Raw genomic sequence first — 18,729 nt, 5'->3', positions numbered from 1 at the left:
TTTCTTTTGGCGAAACTTCTGAATCATTCTTTTGATCCTGCCGTGAGGGTCGAGGCGCTGTTAGCGTCCGCCGCATTATTTCGGACGGCCGGATGAAAAGGAGAAACAACAGTGAACAAGGGTTATTACATTGGTCTGAATGACAAAACCACCTGTGGTGGCAAAGTCCTGGATGGTGATACCCGAGTCATGATGTATGGCATCGCCCATGCCCGCGAAGGTGATCGAGTCACCTGTGGCAAGGACGGCAAGACTTACAAAATTGTCGGTGGCATTTCGCACATGATCAGTCATGGCAAAGCCATGGCGGGCACGCTGGATAGCCATAGTGGCTGCCCATGTAAAGCGCAACTGATTCCCTCGGTGTTCACAGCCAGCTACCGAAACAAGGCCGGTCCTGTACGGCAAGCCACCAGCGTCGCGGGGGCGCCAACGACTCAAACGGATAGCGGGTTTACGACGAAATCCGGGCTGGCTGATCCAAAGCTTGCAGAAAAAGTCGCTGCCCCACTCGGCCGCCTTGATGGAGGTGGAGCCTGTAACCATCCAGACCAAATGGAAGAGCTTGCCGCCTACATTGCCGGCGAGATGAATCGAAACATCAAGCATCCGTCTGTATTGAAGATGAAAGAGCTGATCAGCTACGACAGTGACGCGGCTGCCAAGAAGTTTCGGGAGCTACCGTGGTACGCCAGACTGGCGGGGCCACCGAACTTCAATACCATCGCATGGACGAAGAAGCTTGAGGCGATGGCGATATGGACGAAGCAGGTGGGTCAAAACATGGAGTGGGACCATAAACCGAAGCTGGAGGCGAAGTACAACGGTGTCGTTCGGCACAAGCAGGGGAAGTACGAGTATTACTACGATATCTGGTCGAACATTCACTATGGGTACGTTGGTATCGCAGGCGGGCTCTCAGAAAGTGTACTGCTGGATGGGGCTGGAGCTGAGCAGATTGTCTCGGACTCCGCGAGGAAGGTTGCCGAACTGACAAAGCCCAAAGAGGATAGAGTTCACCCCGGCCCCCGCCCTACGGCCAGCCCTTGGACAGAGTTGCGGTCCTGGGACGATGTTGCGGATAGAGTTTCAATCAGCATCGGCATTAAACTCCATATGCAGTATCCAAACGGTGGAATCACCGCGAAGATGATCATGAATGAAGTGCTTGCCATTCCACCAGAGGACTGGGGGGAAGGAATCCGTGTCCACGTCTGCAAGTAAACCGCGAAGATCGCACAAGCGATGGCTATGGATCCCGGTTGTTTTTCTGGTCATCACCCATTGGGATATTGGGTTACCTGCTGTGACTATCCATTATCCCAAAGATGCTAAAGAAGAACTTAAATACATCTGGAATGTACAGCACCGGATATTCAAAGGGCGGATGCAGCCTGGGGGCGGTACACGTGATTATGGTTTCTTGTTTCCAGATGAGAAATTTTTCATGGAGATTTCTTGGTGGAACGATGGCACTCTCCGACGCTGCGTTAACGTAACCCCTAAGTGGCCCAATACACACATTTACCTCGACGCCAACGGTGACATTGATCACAGCGAAGGCAGCGGTACGGATTCGGATCGTTTGAAGCAATGCATCACCGATACCGCGACTCCATGAGAAGACCAACATTTGCAGCCAATACTGTTCAGTCAGGAGCTTTGTAGGAGCGAGCAAGCTCGCGATGGAGTCAAGAGCGCTGCGTTTAACCAGCAAGCACGCGTTATCGTTGACGACCATCGCGAGCTTGCTCGCTCCTACAAAAAAACAAACTGAGCAGCATTGAGCATTTTCAGTTGTCTTTGCCGGTAAGCCGATTCGGGGGTGGTGCATAATGTTCAGCCAGGTGGGTCAAAACATGGAGTGGGACCATAAACCGCACAAGCAGGGGAAGTACGAGTATTACTACGATATCTGGTCGAACATTCACTATGGGTACGTTGGTATTGCAGGCGGGCTCTCAGAAAGTGTACTGCTGGATGGCGCAGGGGCTGAACAAATCGCTTCGGACACCCTACGCAAGATTGAGGAGTCGTTAACAAAACCAATAGAGGAAAGAAAGCGCCTCGGCCCCCGACCTACAGCGAGTCCCTGGACGGAGCTACGATCATGGGATGATGTGGCTGATAGAGTTTCGATAAGTATCGGTACGAAGCTAGCCATCCAGTACCCCAATGGCGGGATAACCGCGCAGATAATTATGAATGAAGTGTTGGCAATTGCTCCGGAAAACTGGGGAGATGGAGTTCGTGTCCATTCCTGCAAATAAACCTCGGTCGCGTTACTTTCGCTGGCTATGGATTCCATTGATACCGCTGTTACTGCCCCTGCTGGTGCTTTTACTGATTGTCCTCTGGCGAATTGTTGTGCTGCCTACCGCAGTCGTCCATTACTCCAAGAGCGGCGTTGACGAACTGCGGTTCATCTGGAATGTGCAACACCGGATTTACAAAGGAGGCCTCCCTCCAGGCAGCAGCACACGGGATCATGGTTTTTTGTTTCCAGATGAGAAGTTTTTCATGGAGATCTCTTGGTGGAACGATAAAGATCTCCGACACTGCGTAAACATCATCCCAACATGGCCCAGTACGCACATTTATCTCGACGCCAACGGCGACATTGATCACAGCGAAGGCAGCGGTACGGATTCGGATCGTTTGAAGCAATGCATCACCGATACCGCGACTCCATGAGAAGACCAACATTTGCAGCCAATACTGTTCAGTCAGGAGCTTTGTAGGAGCGAGCAAGCTCGCGATGGAGTCAAGAGCGCTGCGTTTAACCAGCAAGCACGCGTTATCGTTGACGATCATCGCGAGCTTGCTCGCTCCTACAAAAAAACAAACTGAGCAGCATTGAGCATTTTCAGTTGTCTTTGCCGGTAAGCCGATTCGGGGGGGTGGTGCATAATGTTCAGCCTTGGGGCTATGTCTGGGCAGGCTGTAAAAGATGGATGTATTGAGCTGGCCTCTAGTCGGTCTTATCGTTTTGATTGGTCTGTTGTCTGGCTGCGGCCATGGCGATTCGATGGAGTCTTTCGATGGCCCGACCATGGGCAGCACTTATTCGATCAAGTACGTACGCCATGCCGGCCTTCCGGCGCCGGACGAAGTCCGTGTCCAGGTCGAGCAAATCCTCGCTGAGGTGGACCTGCAAATGTCGACCTACCGCAGCGACTCGGACATCGAACGTTTCAATGCATTGCCGGCCAACGGCTGTCAGGCAATGCCGGCGTCGATCCTCGAGTTGGTCCGCGTGGGCGAGCAACTGTCCGTGCAAAGCGATGGTTCCTACGATCTGACGGTGGAGCCGTTGCTGAACCTCTGGGGATTTGGTCCGCAGGCCCGGGAGGAGAAGGTCCCTGCCGCCGACGCGCTCGCTGAAGCCCGCCAGCGCGTCGGCCACCAACACTTGCACATCGATGGCGACACGTTGTGCAAGGACGCCGCTGTCGAGGTCGATTTCAATAGCATCGCCGCCGGTTATGCGGTGGACACGATTGCCGCAAGGCTCGAGGCGCTGGGCATCCACGACTACCTCGCGGAGGCGACAGGCGAGCTCAAGGCGGCCGGCAGGAAACCCGACGGTTCGCCATGGCGCATTGCACTGGAAGAGCCGCGGGATGATCGGCAGGTGGCCGAGCGCGTCATTGCTGTCGACGGTTATGGTCTTTCAACTTCCGGCGACTACCGGAACTATTTCGAGCAGGGCGGACAGCGTTTTTCCCACACCTTCGATGCCCGCGCCGGTGCGCCCGTCTCACACGCCCTGGCGTCCGTCACGGTGATTCATCCTTCAGCGTTGATGGCCGATGGCTTATCGACGCTGTTGCTGATTCTCGGCCCGGAGCGCGGTTGGGACTTCGCGGAAAAACACGATATCGGCGCTTTTTTTGTGATTCGTGCCGATACCGGTTTCGTCACACGCAGCAGTCACGCTTTTGAGCGCCTCAGTGGCAAGAAAACCGAGTGATTGTGGCGATTTGAGCATTGAAAACTGGCGTTGTAGCGCAGGCAAAAGTAGCCTACGACGCGACCAAGGGTTAATGTGCCCGGCGTTGACGCTTCTATAGACTGTGTCCGGGTGCTGCACTGGCCCCAAATTGTTCCTTCATGCCACAGATTGGCGTGATTTAGCCGCAGGTGCCGAGGGTGCCGCGGCCTGTTCTGAGGAGTACGCATGGCTGTCTACAACTACGACGTGGTGGTGTTGGGTTCCGGCCCGGCGGGGGAAGGCGCGGCAATGAACGCCGCCAAGGCAGGGCGCAAGGTGGCGATGGTCGATAGCCGTCGCCAGGTCGGCGGCAACTGCACTCACCTGGGCACCATCCCCTCCAAGGCACTGCGTCACTCGGTCCGGCAGATCATGCAGTTCAACACCAACCCGATGTTCCGGGCCATTGGTGAGCCGCGCTGGTTCTCGTTCCCGGACGTGCTGAAAAGCGCCGAGAAAGTCATCTCCAAGCAAGTCGCTTCGCGTACCGGCTACTACGCCCGCAACCGCGTCGACGTGTTCTTCGGCACCGGCAGCTTCGCCGACGAGCAAACCATCGAAGTGGTCTGCGCCAACGGCGTGGTCGAGAAACTGGTGGCCAAGCACATCATCATTGCCACCGGCTCGCGTCCTTATCGCCCGGCGGACATCGATTTTCACCACCCGCGTATCTACGATAGCGACACCATCCTCAGCCTCGGCCACACCCCGCGCAAACTCATCGTTTACGGCGCCGGCGTGATCGGTTGCGAATACGCCTCGATCTTCAGTGGCCTGGGTGTGCTGGTCGAACTGGTGGACAACCGTGGCCAGTTGCTGAGCTTCCTGGACTCGGAAATCTCCCAGGCCCTGAGCTATCACTTCAGCAACAACAACATCACCGTTCGCCACAACGAAGAGTATGACCGCGTTGAAGGCGTGGACAACGGCGTGATCCTGCACCTCAAGTCTGGTAAGAAGATCAAGGCCGACGCCTTGCTCTGGTGCAACGGCCGTACCGGCAACACCGATCAGTTGGGCTTGGAAAACATCGGCGTGAAGGTCAACAGCCGTGGCCAGATCGAAGTCGACGAGGCGTATCGCACCTGCGTGCCGAACATCTATGGCGCCGGTGACGTGATTGGCTGGCCGAGCCTGGCCAGTGCCGCCCACGACCAGGGCCGTTCGGCCGCTGGCAGCATTGTCGACAACGGCAGCTGGCGTTTCGTCAATGACGTGCCCACCGGCATCTACACCATCCCGGAGATCAGCTCGATCGGCAAGAACGAGCAGGAGCTGACCCAGGCCAAGGTGCCGTACGAAGTCGGCAAGGCGTTCTTCAAGAGCATGGCGCGGGCGCAGATTGCCGGCGAGCCGCAAGGCATGCTGAAGATCCTGTTCCACCGTGAAACCCTGGAAGTGCTGGGCGTTCATTGCTTCGGTTATCAGGCGTCGGAGATCGTGCACATCGGTCAGGCGATCATGAACCAGCCGGGCGAACAGAACACCCTGAAGTATTTCGTCAACACTACGTTCAACTACCCGACCATGGCCGAAGCCTATCGGGTCGCGGCGTACGACGGCCTCAACCGGCTTTTTTGAGCGGCTCCGGCCGGTGGCCTGAGCCGGCCGGGGAGACCGATTTCAGCAATTCTCGAGCGTGGCGCTGGCCAAACCGGGAAAGTCTGTAATCAGGCTGTCAACGCCGAAGTCGGCGAGTCTGCGCATCAGCGCAGGCTCGTTGACGGTCCACACCGACACATGCAACCCCTGACGCTGCGCCTTTTGCAGGCGTTCCGGCGTACACAGGGTCCAGTTCAGCGCCAGAATCTCACAGCCATAACTGGCCGCGACCTTCAAGGGGTCGAGCCAGGCGTACTCGGCCACCAGTCCGCGGGACACGTCCGGCACCAGTTCCAGCGCAGCCTTGAGCACTTCACGGGAGCTCGAGGTGATGGTCACCTTGTCCATCAGGCCATGACGCTGGACCATTTCGCGAATCGCCAGCACGGTGGTCGCGGCACGCATCCGTGATGCGCTCTTGACTTCCAGCTGCCAGTGATCGAAGTCGCACTTCTCGAACAGTTCTTCCAGCGTCGGAATCGGGCACGGCTTGATCCAGCCCGGGCCACCCTTGCGCGCGTCATAGGTCACCAGCTCTGCCGCCGTGTGTTCGACGACCTTGCCGCGACGGTCCGTGGTGCGCTTGAGGGTCGGGTCGTGGATGACCATCAACTCGCCGTCCCTGGACAGGTGCAGGTCCAGTTCGCAGCGACGCACGCCGTGCTTGAGACATTCCTGAAAGCTGGTCAGGGTGTTTTCCGGTGCTTCGCCCTTGGCGCCGCGATGGCCGTAGATGAGGGTCACGGTTCTTCCTTAAATTAATTGCCTGATTCGAGTTGTTCGCGGGCCAGGCGTCGTTCCTGGGCCTGCTTCTGCAAGATGTGGCGGGCCAACAGTTGGCGCTGGGCGTCGGTCAGGTGTTCGAACTCGGTGCCGACGTCATAGCCATCGCCCTTGCGGTCGCAATGGGTGACACGGGCGCGCAGCAGCAGGCCGAGGGCTTGCGGCATCAACACCAGCTTGACCGACAGGTGCGCGCCGGCGGCGATGGGCGATGGATGCTGAAAGTCGATGCCGCCTTCGGAGATGATCACCGGCTGCGGTTCGCCGATCTGCCCGAGCACGGTGATGGCGATCACCTGGCTCAGCAGATCGATGCGTTTGTTCTGTGATTTCAAGAATGCCGCAATGTTGCGGTCGCGCTCATTGATCTGGCGCAACAGGTGCTGCGACTCGAATTCACTGAGGTGCAGTTCGCTGAGCAAGTTGAAGAGTGGGGAAGCATCCTGCAACACTTCCTGGCCTGCGGCTTCAGAAGCGGACAGGGGCCGAATTTCCAGTGCGATCGTATCCTCGATACGGTAGTATTCGCGGCGATCTTCTTCATCTAATGTCGACATGGCGAACCCATGGTAGCGGCGGTGGTCTGAGTGTAAAGCTGGTTATCGACCCCCGCCACAAGGACGTTCCTTTTCCCTCCGAACAAGCCCCGACATGTTCAGACCTCTCTTCGTATTTATCGGCACGCGTTACACCCGTGCAAAGCGTCGCAATCATTTTGTGTCATTCATTTCCCTGACTTCGATGATCGGGCTCGCCCTTGGCGTGGTCGTGATGATCGTGGTGCTGTCGGTGATGAACGGCTTTGATCATGAGATGCGCACCCGCGTGCTGGGCATGGTGCCCCACGCGACCATCGAGTCCGGCGAGCCGATCAGCGATTGGCAAAGCCTGGCGGCCAAGGTCAGGCAGAACCCGCAAGTGACGGCCGTGGCGCCGTTTACGCAAATGCAGGGGTTGCTGACCAACAACGGCAAGGTCTCGAAGGTCCTGCTCAATGCCATCGACCCGGCGCAAGAGCGCCAGGTGTCGATCATCGATCACTTCATGACCCAGGGCAAACTCGACGACCTGGTGCCGGGCGAGTTCGGCATCGTCATCGGCGACAAGGCCGCGGCCAAGCTCGGTGCGGCGATCGGCGACAAGCTGACCTTCGTCGCGCCGGAGGTCACCGTGACCCCGGCCGGGATGTTCCCGCGCATGAAGCGCTTTACCGTGGTCGGCATTTTCCATGTCGGCGCCGGTGAGCTCGATGGCTACCTGGGTGTCACCAACCTGCAGGACCTGGCCCGGCTGCATCGCTGGAAACCGGATCAGGTCCAGGGCCTGCGCCTGAAGTTCGACGACCTGTTCCAGGCGCCGCGCACCGCGTGGAGCATCGCCCGCGACCTAGGCGAAGACCGCTTCTACGCCCGCGACTGGACCCGCACCCATGGCAACCTGTATCAGGCGATCCGCATGGAAAAAGCCATGATCGGCCTGTTGCTGCTGCTGATCGTTGCCGTCGCGGCATTCAACATCATTTCCACACTGGTGATGGTGGTGAACGACAAGAAGGGTGACATCGCGATCCTGCGCACACTGGGCGCCACGCCGGGCACGATCATGCGCACCTTCATGGTGCAGGGTACGGTCATTGGTGTGGTCGGCACGGCCATTGGCGCCGTGGTCGGGATCTTCGCCGCATTGAACGTCAGTGCCGCGATCTCGGCCCTCGAAGGCCTGATCGGCCACAAATTCCTCAACGCCGACGTGTACTTCATCGATTACCTGCCGTCGCAAGTGCAGAGCCAGGACGTTGTCATGGTCTGCGCCGCCGCGTTGATCCTGAGTTTCCTCGCCACCCTGTATCCAGCCTGGCGTGCCGCGCGCACCCAGCCTGCGGAGGCGCTACGTTATGAGTGAGTCGGGCATGAGTGATAAAGCAATCTTGAGCTGCCGCAACCTGGGCAAATCCTACGAGGAAGGTCCGGAGTCGGTAGAGGTCCTGGCCGGGCTGCAACTTGAAATGCATCCGGGCGAGCGTGTGGCGATTGTCGGCAAGTCGGGCTCGGGCAAAAGTACCTTGCTCAACCTGTTGGGCGGCCTCGACACGCCGACCAAGGGCAGCGTCTGGCTCGATGGCGAAGAACTGTCGGCGCTGAGCGAGAAGAAGCGCGGCCTGCTGCGTAACCGTGCCCTGGGCTTCGTGTACCAGTTCCACCACTTGCTGCCGGAATTCACCGCGCTGGAAAACGTCTGCATGCCGCTGCTGATCGGCAAGACCGCGATCCCGGAAGCGCGCCAGCGTGCCACGGCGCTGCTGGAGCGGGTAGGGCTGGGCCACCGGCTGGAACACAAACCGGCCGAATTGTCCGGTGGTGAGCGCCAGCGCGTGGCCATCGCCCGCGCCCTGGTCAACACTCCGGGCCTGGTGATGCTCGACGAGCCGACCGGCAACCTCGACGCCCACACCGCCCAGGGCATTCAGGACTTGATGCTGGAACTCAGCACCTCGATGCGCACGGCGTTCCTGGTGGTGACCCACGACATGAACCTGGCCCGCCAGATGGACCGAGTCCTGCACCTGCAGGAAGGTTGCCTCACGCCCATCTGATTGACTGAAACCCGATGCCTGGAAAGGCGTCGGGTATTTTATTTTTATACGGTGCCCCAGCGAATGTTCAGACCGTTATCGATCTTTATCGGCACGCGCTATACCCGCGCCAAGCGTCGTAATCGCTTTGTTTCCTTCATCTCGATGACCTCGATGATCGGCCTCGCCCTGGGCGTGCTCGCCATGATCGTGGTGTTGTCGGTGATGAACGGCTTCCAGCGCGAAATGAGCTCGCGCATCCTCGGCATGGTGCCGCATGCCACCATCGTCGGCGTCAACCCGATCGACGACTGGCGGCCCGTGGCAGCGGCTGCAATGAAAAACCCGGAAGTGACGGCGGCGGTGCCGTTCACCGAGATGGAAGGCATGCTGTCCTACAAGGGCACGATGCAGCCCATCCAGGTCAGCGGTGTCGACCCGGCGCTGGAAGGCCAGGTGTCGATCGTTGCCAAGCACATCGTCCAGGGCAGTCTAGAGGCCCTGAAAGCTGGCGAATTCGGCGTGGTGATCGGCGAGATCACGGCGCGTCGCTTCCGCTTGAACGTCGGCGACAAGATCACCCTGATCGTGCCGGAAGTCAGCAATGCGCCGGGCGGCATTACCCCGCGCATGCAACGGCTGAATGTGGTCGGCGTGTTCAAGGTCGGTGCCGAGCTGGATGGCACCATGGCCCTGATCCACATGGCCGATGCCGCGCAGATGCAGCACTGGGAGCCGAATCAGGTGCAGAGCGTGCGCCTGGCGGTGAAGGACCTGTACGCCGCACCGCAAGTGTCGAGCGACATCGCCACGGGGCTGGGCGCCGCCTACAAGGCTGACGACTGGACCCACACCCAGGGCAGCCTGTTCAGTGCGATGAAGATGGAAAAAACCATGATCGGCCTGCTGTTGCTGATGATCGTCGCAGTGGCGGCGTTCAACATCATCGCGACCCTGATCATGGTGGTGAACGACAAGGGCGCGGACATCGCGATCCTGCGCACCATCGGTGCCACGCCGCGGCAGATCATGGCGATCTTCATGGTGCAGGGCACGGTGATCGGTATTGTCGGCACCCTGATTGGCGGTGTGTTGGGCGTGATTGCCGCGCTGAACGTCAGCCAGATCGTGGGCTGGATCGAGCGGGTCAGCGGGCAGCACATCTTCAGTTCCGACGTGTACTTCGTCAGCAACCTGCCGTCCGAGCTGCAAGGCGGGGATGTGGCGTTGATCTGCTCTGCCGGGTTTGTATTGAGTTTCCTCGCCACCGTTTACCCGGCGTGGCGTGCGGCGAAGATCGAGCCGGCTCACGCGTTGCGCTATTCCTGATACCGCCATCGCTGGCAAGCCAGCTCCCACAGGGATCTGCGTCGTACACTGATTATGTGGACGCCACAAAACACTGTGGGAGCGGGCTTGCCCGCGAAGAGGCCGGAGCTGCCGGCCTCAATCTCCCCTTGGCAACTCAATCACAAACCGCGTCCATCCATTCTCCGATTCGCAACGAATCTGCCCGCCATGGGCGCGGATGATCGACTGCGTAGTCGCCAGCCCCAATCCCGCATGTTCACTGCTGCCTTCGCGACGTGCCGGGTCGGCCCGGTAAAACCGGTCAAACAGGCGCGGCAATAGATCTTCGGAAATCTGCTGGCCCGTATTTTCAACGGTCAGGCGCAATTCTTTTGGCTGATCGACAATCCGCACTGCGGGCAGCACATCTTCAGTTCCGACGTGTACTTCGTCAGTAACCTGCCGTCCGAGCTGCAAGGCGGGGATGTGGCGTTGATCTGCTCTGCCGGGTTTGTATTGAGTTTCCTCGCCACCGTTTACCCGGCGTGGCGTGCGGCGAAGATCGAGCCGGCTCACGCGTTGCGCTATTCCTGATACCGCCATCGCTGGCAAGCCAGCTCCCACAGGGATCTGCGTCGTACACTGATTATGTGGACGCCACAAAACACTGTGGGAGCGGGCTTGCCAGCGAAGAGGCCGGAACTGCCGGCCTCAATCCCCCCTTGGCAACTCGATCACAAACCGCGTCCACCCATTCTCCGATTCGCAACGAATCTGCCCGCCATGGGCGCGGATGATCGACTGGGTTATAGCCAGGCCCAACCCGGCATGCTCGCTGCTGCCTTCCTGCCGCGCCGGATCGGCCCGGTAGAAGCGATCAAACAAACGCGGCAGCAACGCCCCGTCAATGCCTTCGCCGCTGTTCTCGACCGTCAGGCTCAACCCCTTGGGCTGCTCGACAATCCGCACCCGAACCTCGCCATCAACCGGTGTAAACCGCAACCCGTTGTCCAGCAAATTGGAGAGTGCCCGACGCAACATGCTGCGATCACCTTCCATGCGCGCGTTACCGTCACGGCTCAATTTCACCCGAGCGTCCTCTGCCAGCGGCGCAAAAAATTCCAGCAGCAGATCCGCTTCCTGTCCCAGCTCCAAGGGCTCGCGCTTGGGCATCAACAGCCCATGGTCAGCCTTGGCCAGATACAGCATGTCGTTGACCAGTTGCGCCATCCATTGCAACTCCTCGAGGTTGCTGTGCAGGGCTTCGCGGTAGTCCTCGATGGGGCGGGGGCGGGTGAGGGTGACCTGGGTGTGGGTCAGCAGGTTCGACAACGGGGTACGCAATTCATGGGCAATGTCGGCAGAGAACGCGGACAGGCGCTGAAAAGAGTCGTCGAGGCGTCCGAGCATGGCGTTGAAGTTGTGGGCCATGTCCGCCAGTTCGGGTGGCATGTTTTCTTCGGGCAATCGCATGTTCAGCGATTGTGCGGAAACACCACTGGCGACCGCACTGATGCGCCGCAACGGGCGCAAGCCGCTGCGCGCTGCCCAGGCCCCCAGCAGTGCGGTGGCCAGGGCTGACAGGCCGACGGTCAGCCAGATCAGATGCTGCATGCGTTGCAGAAAGTGCTGGTGGTGGGTGATGTCCAGCAGCAGGGTCAGTTGCGGTGAATCGGGTTTGTCCGCAAAAAGCGGCGCATTCAGCACGCGGTAATCCATGCCTTCATGGCTCACTGTCGACAATCCGGACTGGTGCGGCAACAGCTGCGGAATGTTTGTCGAGCTGTCATACCAGCGCTGACCGTCGCTGCCGGTGATGCGCAGTGACAGATCAGCCTGCCGGCTCAGTTCCTCCGTCAGCTTCACTTCGCTGTCACTCGATTGAAAGTCGTGCAGGGCCCGACGCAAGCCCGTCAGCTTGGCGTCCAGCAATTGCTGGTCGAGCTCGACAAAGTGCGCCTCACTGGCGCGGCTGAACAGCACCCCGGCGAACAACGACACCACGGCGGTGCAGGCGGCAAACAACAGCGCCAGGCGGCTGCTCAAGGAGAGACGGCGCATCAGGCAGGGCGCTCTTCAAGCACGTAGCCCATGCCGCGCACGGTGTGGATCAGCTTGTTGGGGAATTCATCGTCGATCTTCAGGCGCAGTCGGCGGATCGCCACCTCGATGACATTGGTGTCGCTGTCGAAATTCATGTCCCAGACCTGGGACGCAATCAGCGACTTGGGCAGGACTTCGCCCTGACGGCGCAGGAGCATTTCCAGCAGGGCGAATTCCTTGGCGGTCAGGTCGATCCGCTGGCCGCTGCGTTCGACCCGGCGCCGGATCAGGTCCAGGCGCAAATCGGCCAGTTGCAGGCTGGTCTCCTGAGGCGTGGCGCTACCGCGACGCAACAGGCTGCGAACCCGGGCCAGCAGTTCGGAGAAAGCAAACGGCTTGACCAGATAGTCGTCGGCGCCCAGTTCCAGGCCGTGAACCCTGTCCTCCACGGCGTCACGCGCCGTCAGAAAAAGTACCGGCGTGTCCAGGCCGGCGCCGCGCACGGCTTGCAGAATCTGCCAGCCATCGCGGCCGGGCAGCATCACATCGAGAATCAGCAGGGCATACTCGCCGCTGAGGGCCAGTTGCTGGCCGGTGCTGCCGTCGGCCACCAGTTCCGTGGTGAATCCGGCCTCAGCCAGACCCTGGCGCAGGTAGTGGCCGGTCTTCGGTTGGTCTTCGACAATCAGCAGTTTCATGGACGACTCATGGCAAATGGAACGAACGCTTTATACCGTGGGCAGCGTTCATACAGGTCAACCTGACAAAGTTGTAATCTGACTGTCAGGTTACGGGCAGTGGCAGCAGTTTAGAGTCTTCCTCATGCTGAGCCTTATTTTGTTGGAGTACGACGATGTTTTTACGCAAATCCCTGGCGCCAATCCTGTGTTTGCTGGCGCTGAGCTCACCGGTGTGGGCGGACGGCGGGCATGCCTACGATTTCGGCCAACCGGCCCCGGCGGCCAAGGCGACCCGCAGTGTCGAAGTGCTCATGGGGGACATGTCCTTCACGCCGAAGGCCATCGACATCAAGGCCGGGGAAACCGTGCGCTTCGTGCTGGTCAATAAAGGCCAGTTGCTGCATGAGTTCAACCTGGGGGACGCGGCGATGCACGCCAGGCACCAACAGGAAATGTTGCAGATGCAACAGAGCGGCATGCTGACGCCAACCGGCATGAAGGCCAGGGACCACGGCAACATGGCCGGCATGGATCACGGCAAAATGGATCACGGCATGAAACATGACGACCCCAACAGCGTGCTGGTGGAGCCGGGCAAGACCGCCGAGCTGACCTGGACCTTCAGCAAGGCCACCAACCTCGAGTTTGCCTGCAACATCCCCGGTCATTATCAGGCTGGCATGGTCGGCAAACTGACTGTCAGTCAGTAAGCACTCAAAGGCGGGAGCAAAGGCTGATAGAATCCGCTGATTCTTCAGTCAGGTTTCCGCCATGCATCCCGCAGCCGAACACTCGCCGCTGGGCAAGTCCAGCGAATACATCGCCACCTACACGCCGTCCTTGCTGTTCCCGATCCCGCGCACCGCGAAGTGGGCGGAGCTGGGCCTGACGGCTGAAACCCTGCCGTACAAAGGCGTGGACTTCTGGAACTGCTTCGAACTGTCCTGGCTGCTGCCTTCGGGCAAGCCGGTGGTGGCGATCGGCGAATTCAGCATTCCGGCGGATTCGCCGAACATCATCGAGTCGAAATCTTTCAAGCTCTACCTCAACTCCCTGAACCAGACGCCGTTTGCCGACACCGCGAGCCTTGAGGCGACGCTGGCCAAGGACTTGTCGGCGGCTGCCGGCAAGCCGGTGGGCGTGCGCATTCGCAGTCTCAAGGATGTCGAGCGCGAAGGCGTCGTGGCCTTGCCGGGCGTGTGCATCGATGAACTGGATATCAGCGTCAGCAACTACGAGCATCCACGGCCGGAACTGCTGCGTTGCGATGATTCGCGCATTGTCGAGGAAAGCGTGCACAGCCATTTGCTCAAGTCCAACTGCCCGGTCACCAGCCAGCCGGACTGGGGCAGCGTGGCGGTGGAGTACCGTGGTGCGGCGCTGGATCACGCGAGTCTGCTCGAGTACATCGTCAGCTTCCGTCAGCATTCGGACTTCCATGAGCAGTGTGTAGAGCGGATCTTCCTCGACCTGCAGCGGTTGCTGAAGCCGGAGAAACTGACGGTGTACGCGCGTTATGTGCGTCGTGGCGGGCTGGATATCAACCCGTATCGCAGCACTGAAGCGGTGCAACTGCCGAACCATCGCCTGGTCCGTCAATAACGCTTTAATGTGGGAGCGGGCTTGCTCGCGAAGGCGTACTGTCAGCCAATGAAGTGGTCGACTGACACTCTGCCTTCGCAAGCAAGCCCGCTCCCACAAGGGATTTGCGTTGGTTGTCCATCGTGGAAATTAAAAAACCCCGCCATCGCCAGCGGGGTTTTTTTGCATCAGGAGGGTTCAGATTCCCATGTTGGCCAAGGCCTGCCCGATGTTGCGCAGGGTGCCGGCAAGGGTCGGGTGTTCGAGTTCGAAGCGTTCGACGGCGAGGTTGACGTTATCGGCGATATTGGAATCTTTGGTCTTGGTTTCGAGCTCAAGCTCAAGTTCGATCTGTTGCATCAGTGCGTGCAGATCTTCGCGTTCAGCTTCGGACAGTGGAGGATTCTGTTCCAATTGCTCGCGCAGGGCATTGAGCTGGTCTTGCAGTTCGCGGGCAGGCATGGCGTTCTTCCTTCTCTCGATTGGCACTGGCATAGACCACAAGGGTCCGCCAAAGGTCTATGGCTGACCTTTAGATTAATCCACTCCTGCCTAACCTGCATGATCTCGATCAGGGCTTTTCGCCTTTGAACCGGCGCAACTGGATGTCTGCCAGGCAGGTGTCGAGTTCACCGAGATGATCGATCACCGAATGCACGCCCAGGCCGAAGAGTTGCATCGTGGCCTTGCCGCGTTTGATGTCGCGCTCCTGCTGGGTCAACGCTTGCCATTGCCGGGGCGCCAACCCGCACAGAGAACCGCAGGACGCCAGGCCGATGGTCCACAGCCCGGCATTAAGCCCCGCTTGCAACAGGCGGGGTTCACCGCTCACCAGTACACAGCCGTCGAGTCGGTCAACGTTCAGGGTCATCAGGGCTTGCCAGCAGGCATCCGGGGCGGGCCATGGACTAATTGTTGCCGGATGTTGCGATGGTTTGATCCATTCCGGCAGCGCGGCGGCCAGGGACTGGCTGAGGGTGGGAGGCAGTTCATCGAGCCAGGCACAGGGGATTTGCTGGCGCTGCAAACTGAGCAGGCTGTCCAGTGCGCCGGGGGTGGACTCTGCGTGCTCGGCCAAGTGGTTGCCGTGGCGATGGGTGCGTGCGCCGAAATCCACCAGGCAGCCACTGAGGCCGAACAGGACGGCGGTCAGACGGGGTGCGGTTTGGGGCAAGGCTTCGGCGAGCGGCATATGGACGTCCCTGAAATAGCCTGAAGGCTAGCGGGCGACAGTGACAGTTGAGTGACATGGATGTGAATCGCACACATTTGGAACGATTCCTACGGCGCGGGATAAGTGCAAAGTGCCTTAAACGGCGTTTACGTCTTATACTTGCCCACTTATTGCCCGGGCCAGGCGCCCGAGCCGGTACAAACCAAGGAGTTTTTTTCTATGCGCTGGAGCAATCATCTAGCCAGGATTTGTGTATGCGCCAGTGTGATGCTGGTTCCGTTCGTTGCCCAGGCAGCCTCGGAAGATGATCCTTGGGAAAGCGTCAACCGCCCGATCTACAAGTTCAACGACGTGATCGACACCTACGCGCTGAAGCCCTTGGCCCAGGGCTACCAGTACATAACTCCGCAGTTTGTCGAAGACGGCGTTCACAACTTTTTCCGCAACATCGGCGACGTGCGCAACCTCGCCAACGATATCCTGCAGGCCAAGCCTCGTGCCGCCGGCGTTGATACCGCACGCATCATTTTCAACACCACCTTCGGCTTGCTGGGCGTGATTGATGTCGGCACCAAAATGGGCCTGCAGCGCAATGACGAAGATTTCGGCCAGACGCTGGGTTACTGGGGGGTCGGCAGCGGCCCTTACGTGATGCTGCCACTGCTGGGCCCAAGCACCTTGCGCGATGCACCGTCCAGGTACGTCGACAGCTACACGGGCGCCTATCGCTATGTAAACGACGTTCCCGTGCGTAACTCGTTCTTCGCCCTGGACATCATCGATACGCGTGCCAACCTGCTGTCGAGCGAGAAGCTGATCACTGGCGACAAGTACACCTTCATCCGTAATGCGTACTTGCAGAACCGGGAATTCAAGGTGAAAGACGGCCAGGTCGAAGACGATTTCTGATCTCGACCGGTAAACCGAAAAAAGGCGGCCATCAAGGTCGCCTTTTTTGTTTGCGAAGATCTGCATGCGAATGAAATCGCGCTTTTCACTGGTGTCTCGACCGGTTTGACTCGTGGGTTCGAACCTTCCATTGGGTTACGGATTTGACTGTTCTTATAACTCTCGGTGATTTGACAAGCAAAGACGTCAAGCGACCATCGGCGTGAGCTTGAAACGCCCCGCGGATGGGAGTACCGTCTGCGCCTTAGAAGGGCACCTCTGGTGTACACGTGTGTAGGGCAAATGCCCGAAAGCGGTGCGACAGAGAGGCTAGAAAGCGAATCCAGTAGTGAGTGCCGGGTCAAATTCCCCGCCTGCTACGCCAACCTAATTCTGGCGCCGTTTGCCCACATGCCAAAAACCAGTGCCACGCTGCTGATAATCGATGATGACGAAGTAGTGCGCGCGAGCCTCGCCGCCTATTTGGAAGACAGTGGTTTCAGCGTCTTGCAGGCCAGCAATGGCCAGCAGGGTCTTCAGGTATTCGAGCAAGACAAGCCCGACTTGGTCATCTGCGATCTGCGCATGCCGCAGATGGGCGGACTCGAACTCATCCGCCAGGTCACCGAGCTGTCGCCGCAAACACCGGTGATCGTGGTGTCGGGTGCCGGCGTGATGAACGACGCGGTCGAGGCCCTGCGCCTGGGCGCGGCGGACTACCTGATCAAGCCTCTCGAAGATCTGGCCGTGCTCGAGCACTCTGTGCGCCGGGCCCTGGATCGCGCGCGCCTGCTGCTGGAGAACCAGCGCTACCGCGAGAAGCTGGAGAAGGCCAACCGCGAGCTCGAAGCCAGCCTGAACCTGCTCCAGGAAGACCAGAACGCCGGTCGCCAGGTGCAGATGAACATGCTGCCGGTCAGCCCGTGGACTATCAACGAGTTCAAATTTGCTCACCAGATCATCCCGTCGCTGTACCTGTCGGGTGATTTCGTCGACTACTTTCGCGTCGACGAGCGTCGGGTAGCGTTTTACCTGGCGGATGTTTCCGGTCATGGCGCCTCTTCAGCCTTCGTCACCGTGCTGTTGAAGTTCATGACCACGCGCTTGCTGTTCGAATCCAAGCGCAGCGGCACCTTGCCGGAATTCAAGCCTTCAGAGGTGCTTGGTCATATCAACCGGGGCCTGATCAGTTGTAAGCTGGGTAAACACGTCACAATGGTCGGTGGAGTCATCGACGAGGAGACCGGTTTGTTGACCTATAGCATCGGCGGTCATTTGCCGTTGCCAGTGTTGTACACGCCAGACAGTGTTCGTTATCTGGAAGGGCGTGGCCTGCCGGTGGGCCTCTTCAACGAAGCCACCTATGAAGACCACGTGCTGGAATTGCCACCGACGTTCAGCCTGACGCTGATGTCTGATGGCATTCTGGACCTTTTGCCAGAACCCACACTCAAAGAAAAAGAAGCGGCGTTGCCCCAAAGGGTCAAGGCGGCGGGCGGCACCCTGGATGGGCTGCGGCAGGTTTTTGGATTGGCCACGCTAGGGGAGATGCCGGATGATATCGCCCTGTTGGTGTTGAGCAGGAATCTTTGATGAGTACCGGTAGAATCCAGTTCGCCGAGCAGGACGGCACCTTCGTCCTGAAGTTCGTCGGTGAAGTTCGCCTGACCCTGTGTTCGGCGTTGGATGCGACTATTGAGCGGATCTTCAGCGCGTTGAATTTCAACGCGATCGTGATCGATCTGACCGAAACCCGCAGCATCGACAGCACCACGCTTGGCCTGCTGGCCAAGCTGTCGATCCTGTCGCGGCAGAAAGTCGGCCTGCTGCCGACCGTCGTCACCACCCACGAAGACATCACGCGGCTGTTGCAGTCCATGGGCTTCGAGCAGGTCTTCAACATCGTCGACAAGCCGGTGCCATGCCCGGAATGCCTGGACGACCTGCCAGACCAGGATCAGTCCGAAGAAGTGGTGCGGATCAAGGTGCTCGAAGCGCACAAAATCCTCATGGGCCTGAACGACACCAATCGTGAAGCCTTCCATGATCTGGTGAATGCACTCGAACGCCACTGATCTCATGACTCAACGGGCGCCTGTCCGGGCGTCTTCGCCGGCAAGCC

General features: G+C 59.2%; 20 protein-coding genes and 2 pseudogenes. 14 read left to right on the top strand and 8 right to left on the bottom strand.

The genetic code is table 11. The features are described from left to right. Positions 1–111: 111 nt before the first annotated feature. The 3 genes from AB7M25_RS20715 (at position 112) to AB7M25_RS20705 (ending at position 2,270) form a co-directional block, all read left to right on the top strand. Positions 112–1,224 carry a polymorphic toxin type 44 domain-containing protein gene (locus tag AB7M25_RS20715; RefSeq protein WP_454237952.1) on the top strand — a complete coding sequence of 371 codons (1,113 nt, stop codon included), beginning with the start codon at positions 112–114 and terminating at the stop codon, positions 1,222–1,224. Continuing rightward, the gene (locus AB7M25_RS20710; protein ID WP_429381521.1) at positions 1,205–1,621 is read left to right on the top strand and encodes a hypothetical protein; all 417 of its coding nucleotides are present in this window, start codon (positions 1,205–1,207) and stop codon (positions 1,619–1,621) included. Before AB7M25_RS20715 ends, AB7M25_RS20710 begins: the two co-directional genes overlap by 20 nt. A gap of 214 nt (positions 1,622–1,835) precedes the next feature. Beyond that, on the top strand, positions 1,836–2,270 hold the full coding sequence (locus tag AB7M25_RS20705) for a polymorphic toxin type 44 domain-containing protein (RefSeq protein ID WP_429381523.1): 435 nt from the start codon (positions 1,836–1,838) through the stop codon (positions 2,268–2,270). A gap of 70 nt (positions 2,271–2,340) precedes the next feature. Here the strand turns inward: AB7M25_RS20705 and AB7M25_RS20700 are convergent, their stop codons facing one another. After that, positions 2,341–2,814 carry a hypothetical protein gene (locus AB7M25_RS20700; protein ID WP_454237951.1) on the bottom strand — a complete coding sequence of 158 codons (474 nt, stop codon included), beginning with the start codon at positions 2,812–2,814 and terminating at the stop codon, positions 2,341–2,343. Positions 2,815–2,950: 136 nt separating this feature from the next. Between AB7M25_RS20700 and AB7M25_RS20695 the strand changes: the two genes are divergently transcribed. Then, the gene (locus AB7M25_RS20695) at positions 2,951–3,973 is read left to right on the top strand and encodes an FAD:protein FMN transferase (RefSeq protein WP_454237950.1); all 1,023 of its coding nucleotides are present in this window, start codon (positions 2,951–2,953) and stop codon (positions 3,971–3,973) included. A gap of 207 nt (positions 3,974–4,180) precedes the next feature. Next, a complete protein-coding gene (gene sthA, locus AB7M25_RS20690) occupies positions 4,181–5,575 on the top strand; it encodes a Si-specific NAD(P)(+) transhydrogenase (protein WP_007972111.1) in 1,395 nt (464 codons plus the stop codon). A gap of 42 nt (positions 5,576–5,617) precedes the next feature. Here the strand turns inward: sthA and AB7M25_RS20685 are convergent, their stop codons facing one another. Both AB7M25_RS20685 and AB7M25_RS20680 read right to left on the bottom strand, forming a co-directional pair. After that, the gene (locus tag AB7M25_RS20685) at positions 5,618–6,340 is read right to left on the bottom strand and encodes a glycerophosphodiester phosphodiesterase (protein ID WP_015095944.1); all 723 of its coding nucleotides are present in this window, start codon (positions 6,338–6,340) and stop codon (positions 5,618–5,620) included. 14 nt (positions 6,341–6,354) lie between these two features. Continuing rightward, the gene (locus AB7M25_RS20680) at positions 6,355–6,936 is read right to left on the bottom strand and encodes a PilZ domain-containing protein (RefSeq protein ID WP_095965249.1); all 582 of its coding nucleotides are present in this window, start codon (positions 6,934–6,936) and stop codon (positions 6,355–6,357) included. Between the two features lie 94 nt (positions 6,937–7,030). Here AB7M25_RS20680 and AB7M25_RS20675 point away from each other — a divergent pair, with 94 nt between their 5' ends. The 3 genes from AB7M25_RS20675 to AB7M25_RS20665 all read left to right on the top strand — a co-directional run bounded on the left by AB7M25_RS20675 (position 7,031) and on the right by AB7M25_RS20665 (position 10,280). Beyond that, on the top strand, positions 7,031–8,281 hold the full coding sequence (locus AB7M25_RS20675) for a lipoprotein-releasing ABC transporter permease subunit (RefSeq protein WP_104449716.1): 1,251 nt from the start codon (positions 7,031–7,033) through the stop codon (positions 8,279–8,281). 7 nt (positions 8,282–8,288) lie between these two features. Beyond that, positions 8,289–8,972, top strand: coding sequence for a lipoprotein-releasing ABC transporter ATP-binding protein LolD (lolD, locus tag AB7M25_RS20670; RefSeq protein WP_177323586.1), 684 nt, complete (start codon positions 8,289–8,291; stop codon positions 8,970–8,972). Positions 8,973–9,035: 63 nt separating this feature from the next. Next, positions 9,036–10,280 (top strand): lipoprotein-releasing ABC transporter permease subunit, encoded by a 1,245-nt coding sequence (locus tag AB7M25_RS20665; protein ID WP_429560428.1) that lies wholly within the window; start codon positions 9,036–9,038, stop codon positions 10,278–10,280. 117 nt (positions 10,281–10,397) lie between these two features. Here AB7M25_RS20665 and AB7M25_RS20660 read toward each other — a convergent pair. Then, positions 10,398–10,655, bottom strand: a pseudogene (locus tag AB7M25_RS20660) (ATP-binding protein); the annotation flags it as partial. A gap of 3 nt (positions 10,656–10,658) precedes the next feature. Here AB7M25_RS20660 and AB7M25_RS20655 point away from each other — a divergent pair. Beyond that, positions 10,659–10,835 (top strand): annotated as a pseudogene (locus tag AB7M25_RS20655) (lipoprotein-releasing system transmembrane subunit LolC); the annotation flags it as partial. A 117-nt stretch (positions 10,836–10,952) separates the two neighbouring features. Here AB7M25_RS20655 and AB7M25_RS20650 read toward each other — a convergent pair. Together AB7M25_RS20650 and AB7M25_RS20645 are read right to left on the bottom strand one after the other, a co-directional pair. After that, a complete protein-coding gene (locus AB7M25_RS20650; RefSeq protein ID WP_429560429.1) occupies positions 10,953–12,302 on the bottom strand; it encodes a heavy metal sensor histidine kinase in 1,350 nt (449 codons plus the stop codon). After that, positions 12,302–12,982: a heavy metal response regulator transcription factor gene (locus AB7M25_RS20645; RefSeq protein WP_454237949.1), complete on the bottom strand. Its 681-nt coding sequence runs from the start codon at positions 12,980–12,982 to the stop codon at positions 12,302–12,304. The genes AB7M25_RS20650 and AB7M25_RS20645 overlap by 1 nt, the downstream gene beginning before the upstream one ends. 155 nt (positions 12,983–13,137) lie before the next feature. Here AB7M25_RS20645 and copI point away from each other — a divergent pair, with 155 nt between their 5' ends. Then, entirely contained in the window at positions 13,138–13,674 is a 537-nt protein-coding gene (copI, locus tag AB7M25_RS20640) for a copper-resistant cuproprotein CopI (protein ID WP_429381536.1), read from the top strand. A gap of 61 nt (positions 13,675–13,735) precedes the next feature. After that, on the top strand, positions 13,736–14,566 hold the full coding sequence (gene queF / locus AB7M25_RS20635) for an NADPH-dependent 7-cyano-7-deazaguanine reductase QueF (RefSeq protein WP_102698726.1): 831 nt from the start codon (positions 13,736–13,738) through the stop codon (positions 14,564–14,566). A 177-nt stretch (positions 14,567–14,743) separates the two neighbouring features. Here the strand turns inward: queF and AB7M25_RS20630 are convergent, their stop codons facing one another. Further along, the gene (locus AB7M25_RS20630; RefSeq protein ID WP_429381538.1) at positions 14,744–15,007 is read right to left on the bottom strand and encodes a DUF4404 family protein; all 264 of its coding nucleotides are present in this window, start codon (positions 15,005–15,007) and stop codon (positions 14,744–14,746) included. A 109-nt stretch (positions 15,008–15,116) separates the two neighbouring features. After that, positions 15,117–15,737, bottom strand: coding sequence for an HAD family phosphatase (locus tag AB7M25_RS20625; protein ID WP_429381540.1), 621 nt, complete (start codon positions 15,735–15,737; stop codon positions 15,117–15,119). Positions 15,738–15,938: 201 nt separating this feature from the next. Between AB7M25_RS20625 and AB7M25_RS20620 the strand changes: the two genes are divergently transcribed. The 3 genes from AB7M25_RS20620 to rssC all read left to right on the top strand — a co-directional run bounded on the left by AB7M25_RS20620 (position 15,939) and on the right by rssC (position 18,682). Continuing rightward, entirely contained in the window at positions 15,939–16,628 is a 690-nt protein-coding gene (locus AB7M25_RS20620) for an MlaA family lipoprotein (protein WP_429381542.1), read from the top strand. Between the two features lie 390 nt (positions 16,629–17,018). Then, complete coding sequence (gene rssB / locus AB7M25_RS20615) at positions 17,019–18,200, top strand: two-component system response regulator RssB (protein ID WP_033048238.1); 1,182 nt, start codon at positions 17,019–17,021, stop codon at positions 18,198–18,200. Beyond that, positions 18,200–18,682 carry an anti-sigma factor antagonist RssC gene (rssC, locus tag AB7M25_RS20610; protein WP_007978612.1) on the top strand — a complete coding sequence of 161 codons (483 nt, stop codon included), beginning with the start codon at positions 18,200–18,202 and terminating at the stop codon, positions 18,680–18,682. The genes rssB and rssC overlap by 1 nt, the downstream gene beginning before the upstream one ends. Positions 18,683–18,729 lie beyond the last annotated feature (47 nt).

Source organism: Pseudomonas sp. AP3_22 TE3818, assembly GCF_053628995.1.
Note: the sequence above shows the minus strand (reverse complement) of the source record. Positions and strands in the feature narration are given on the sequence as shown.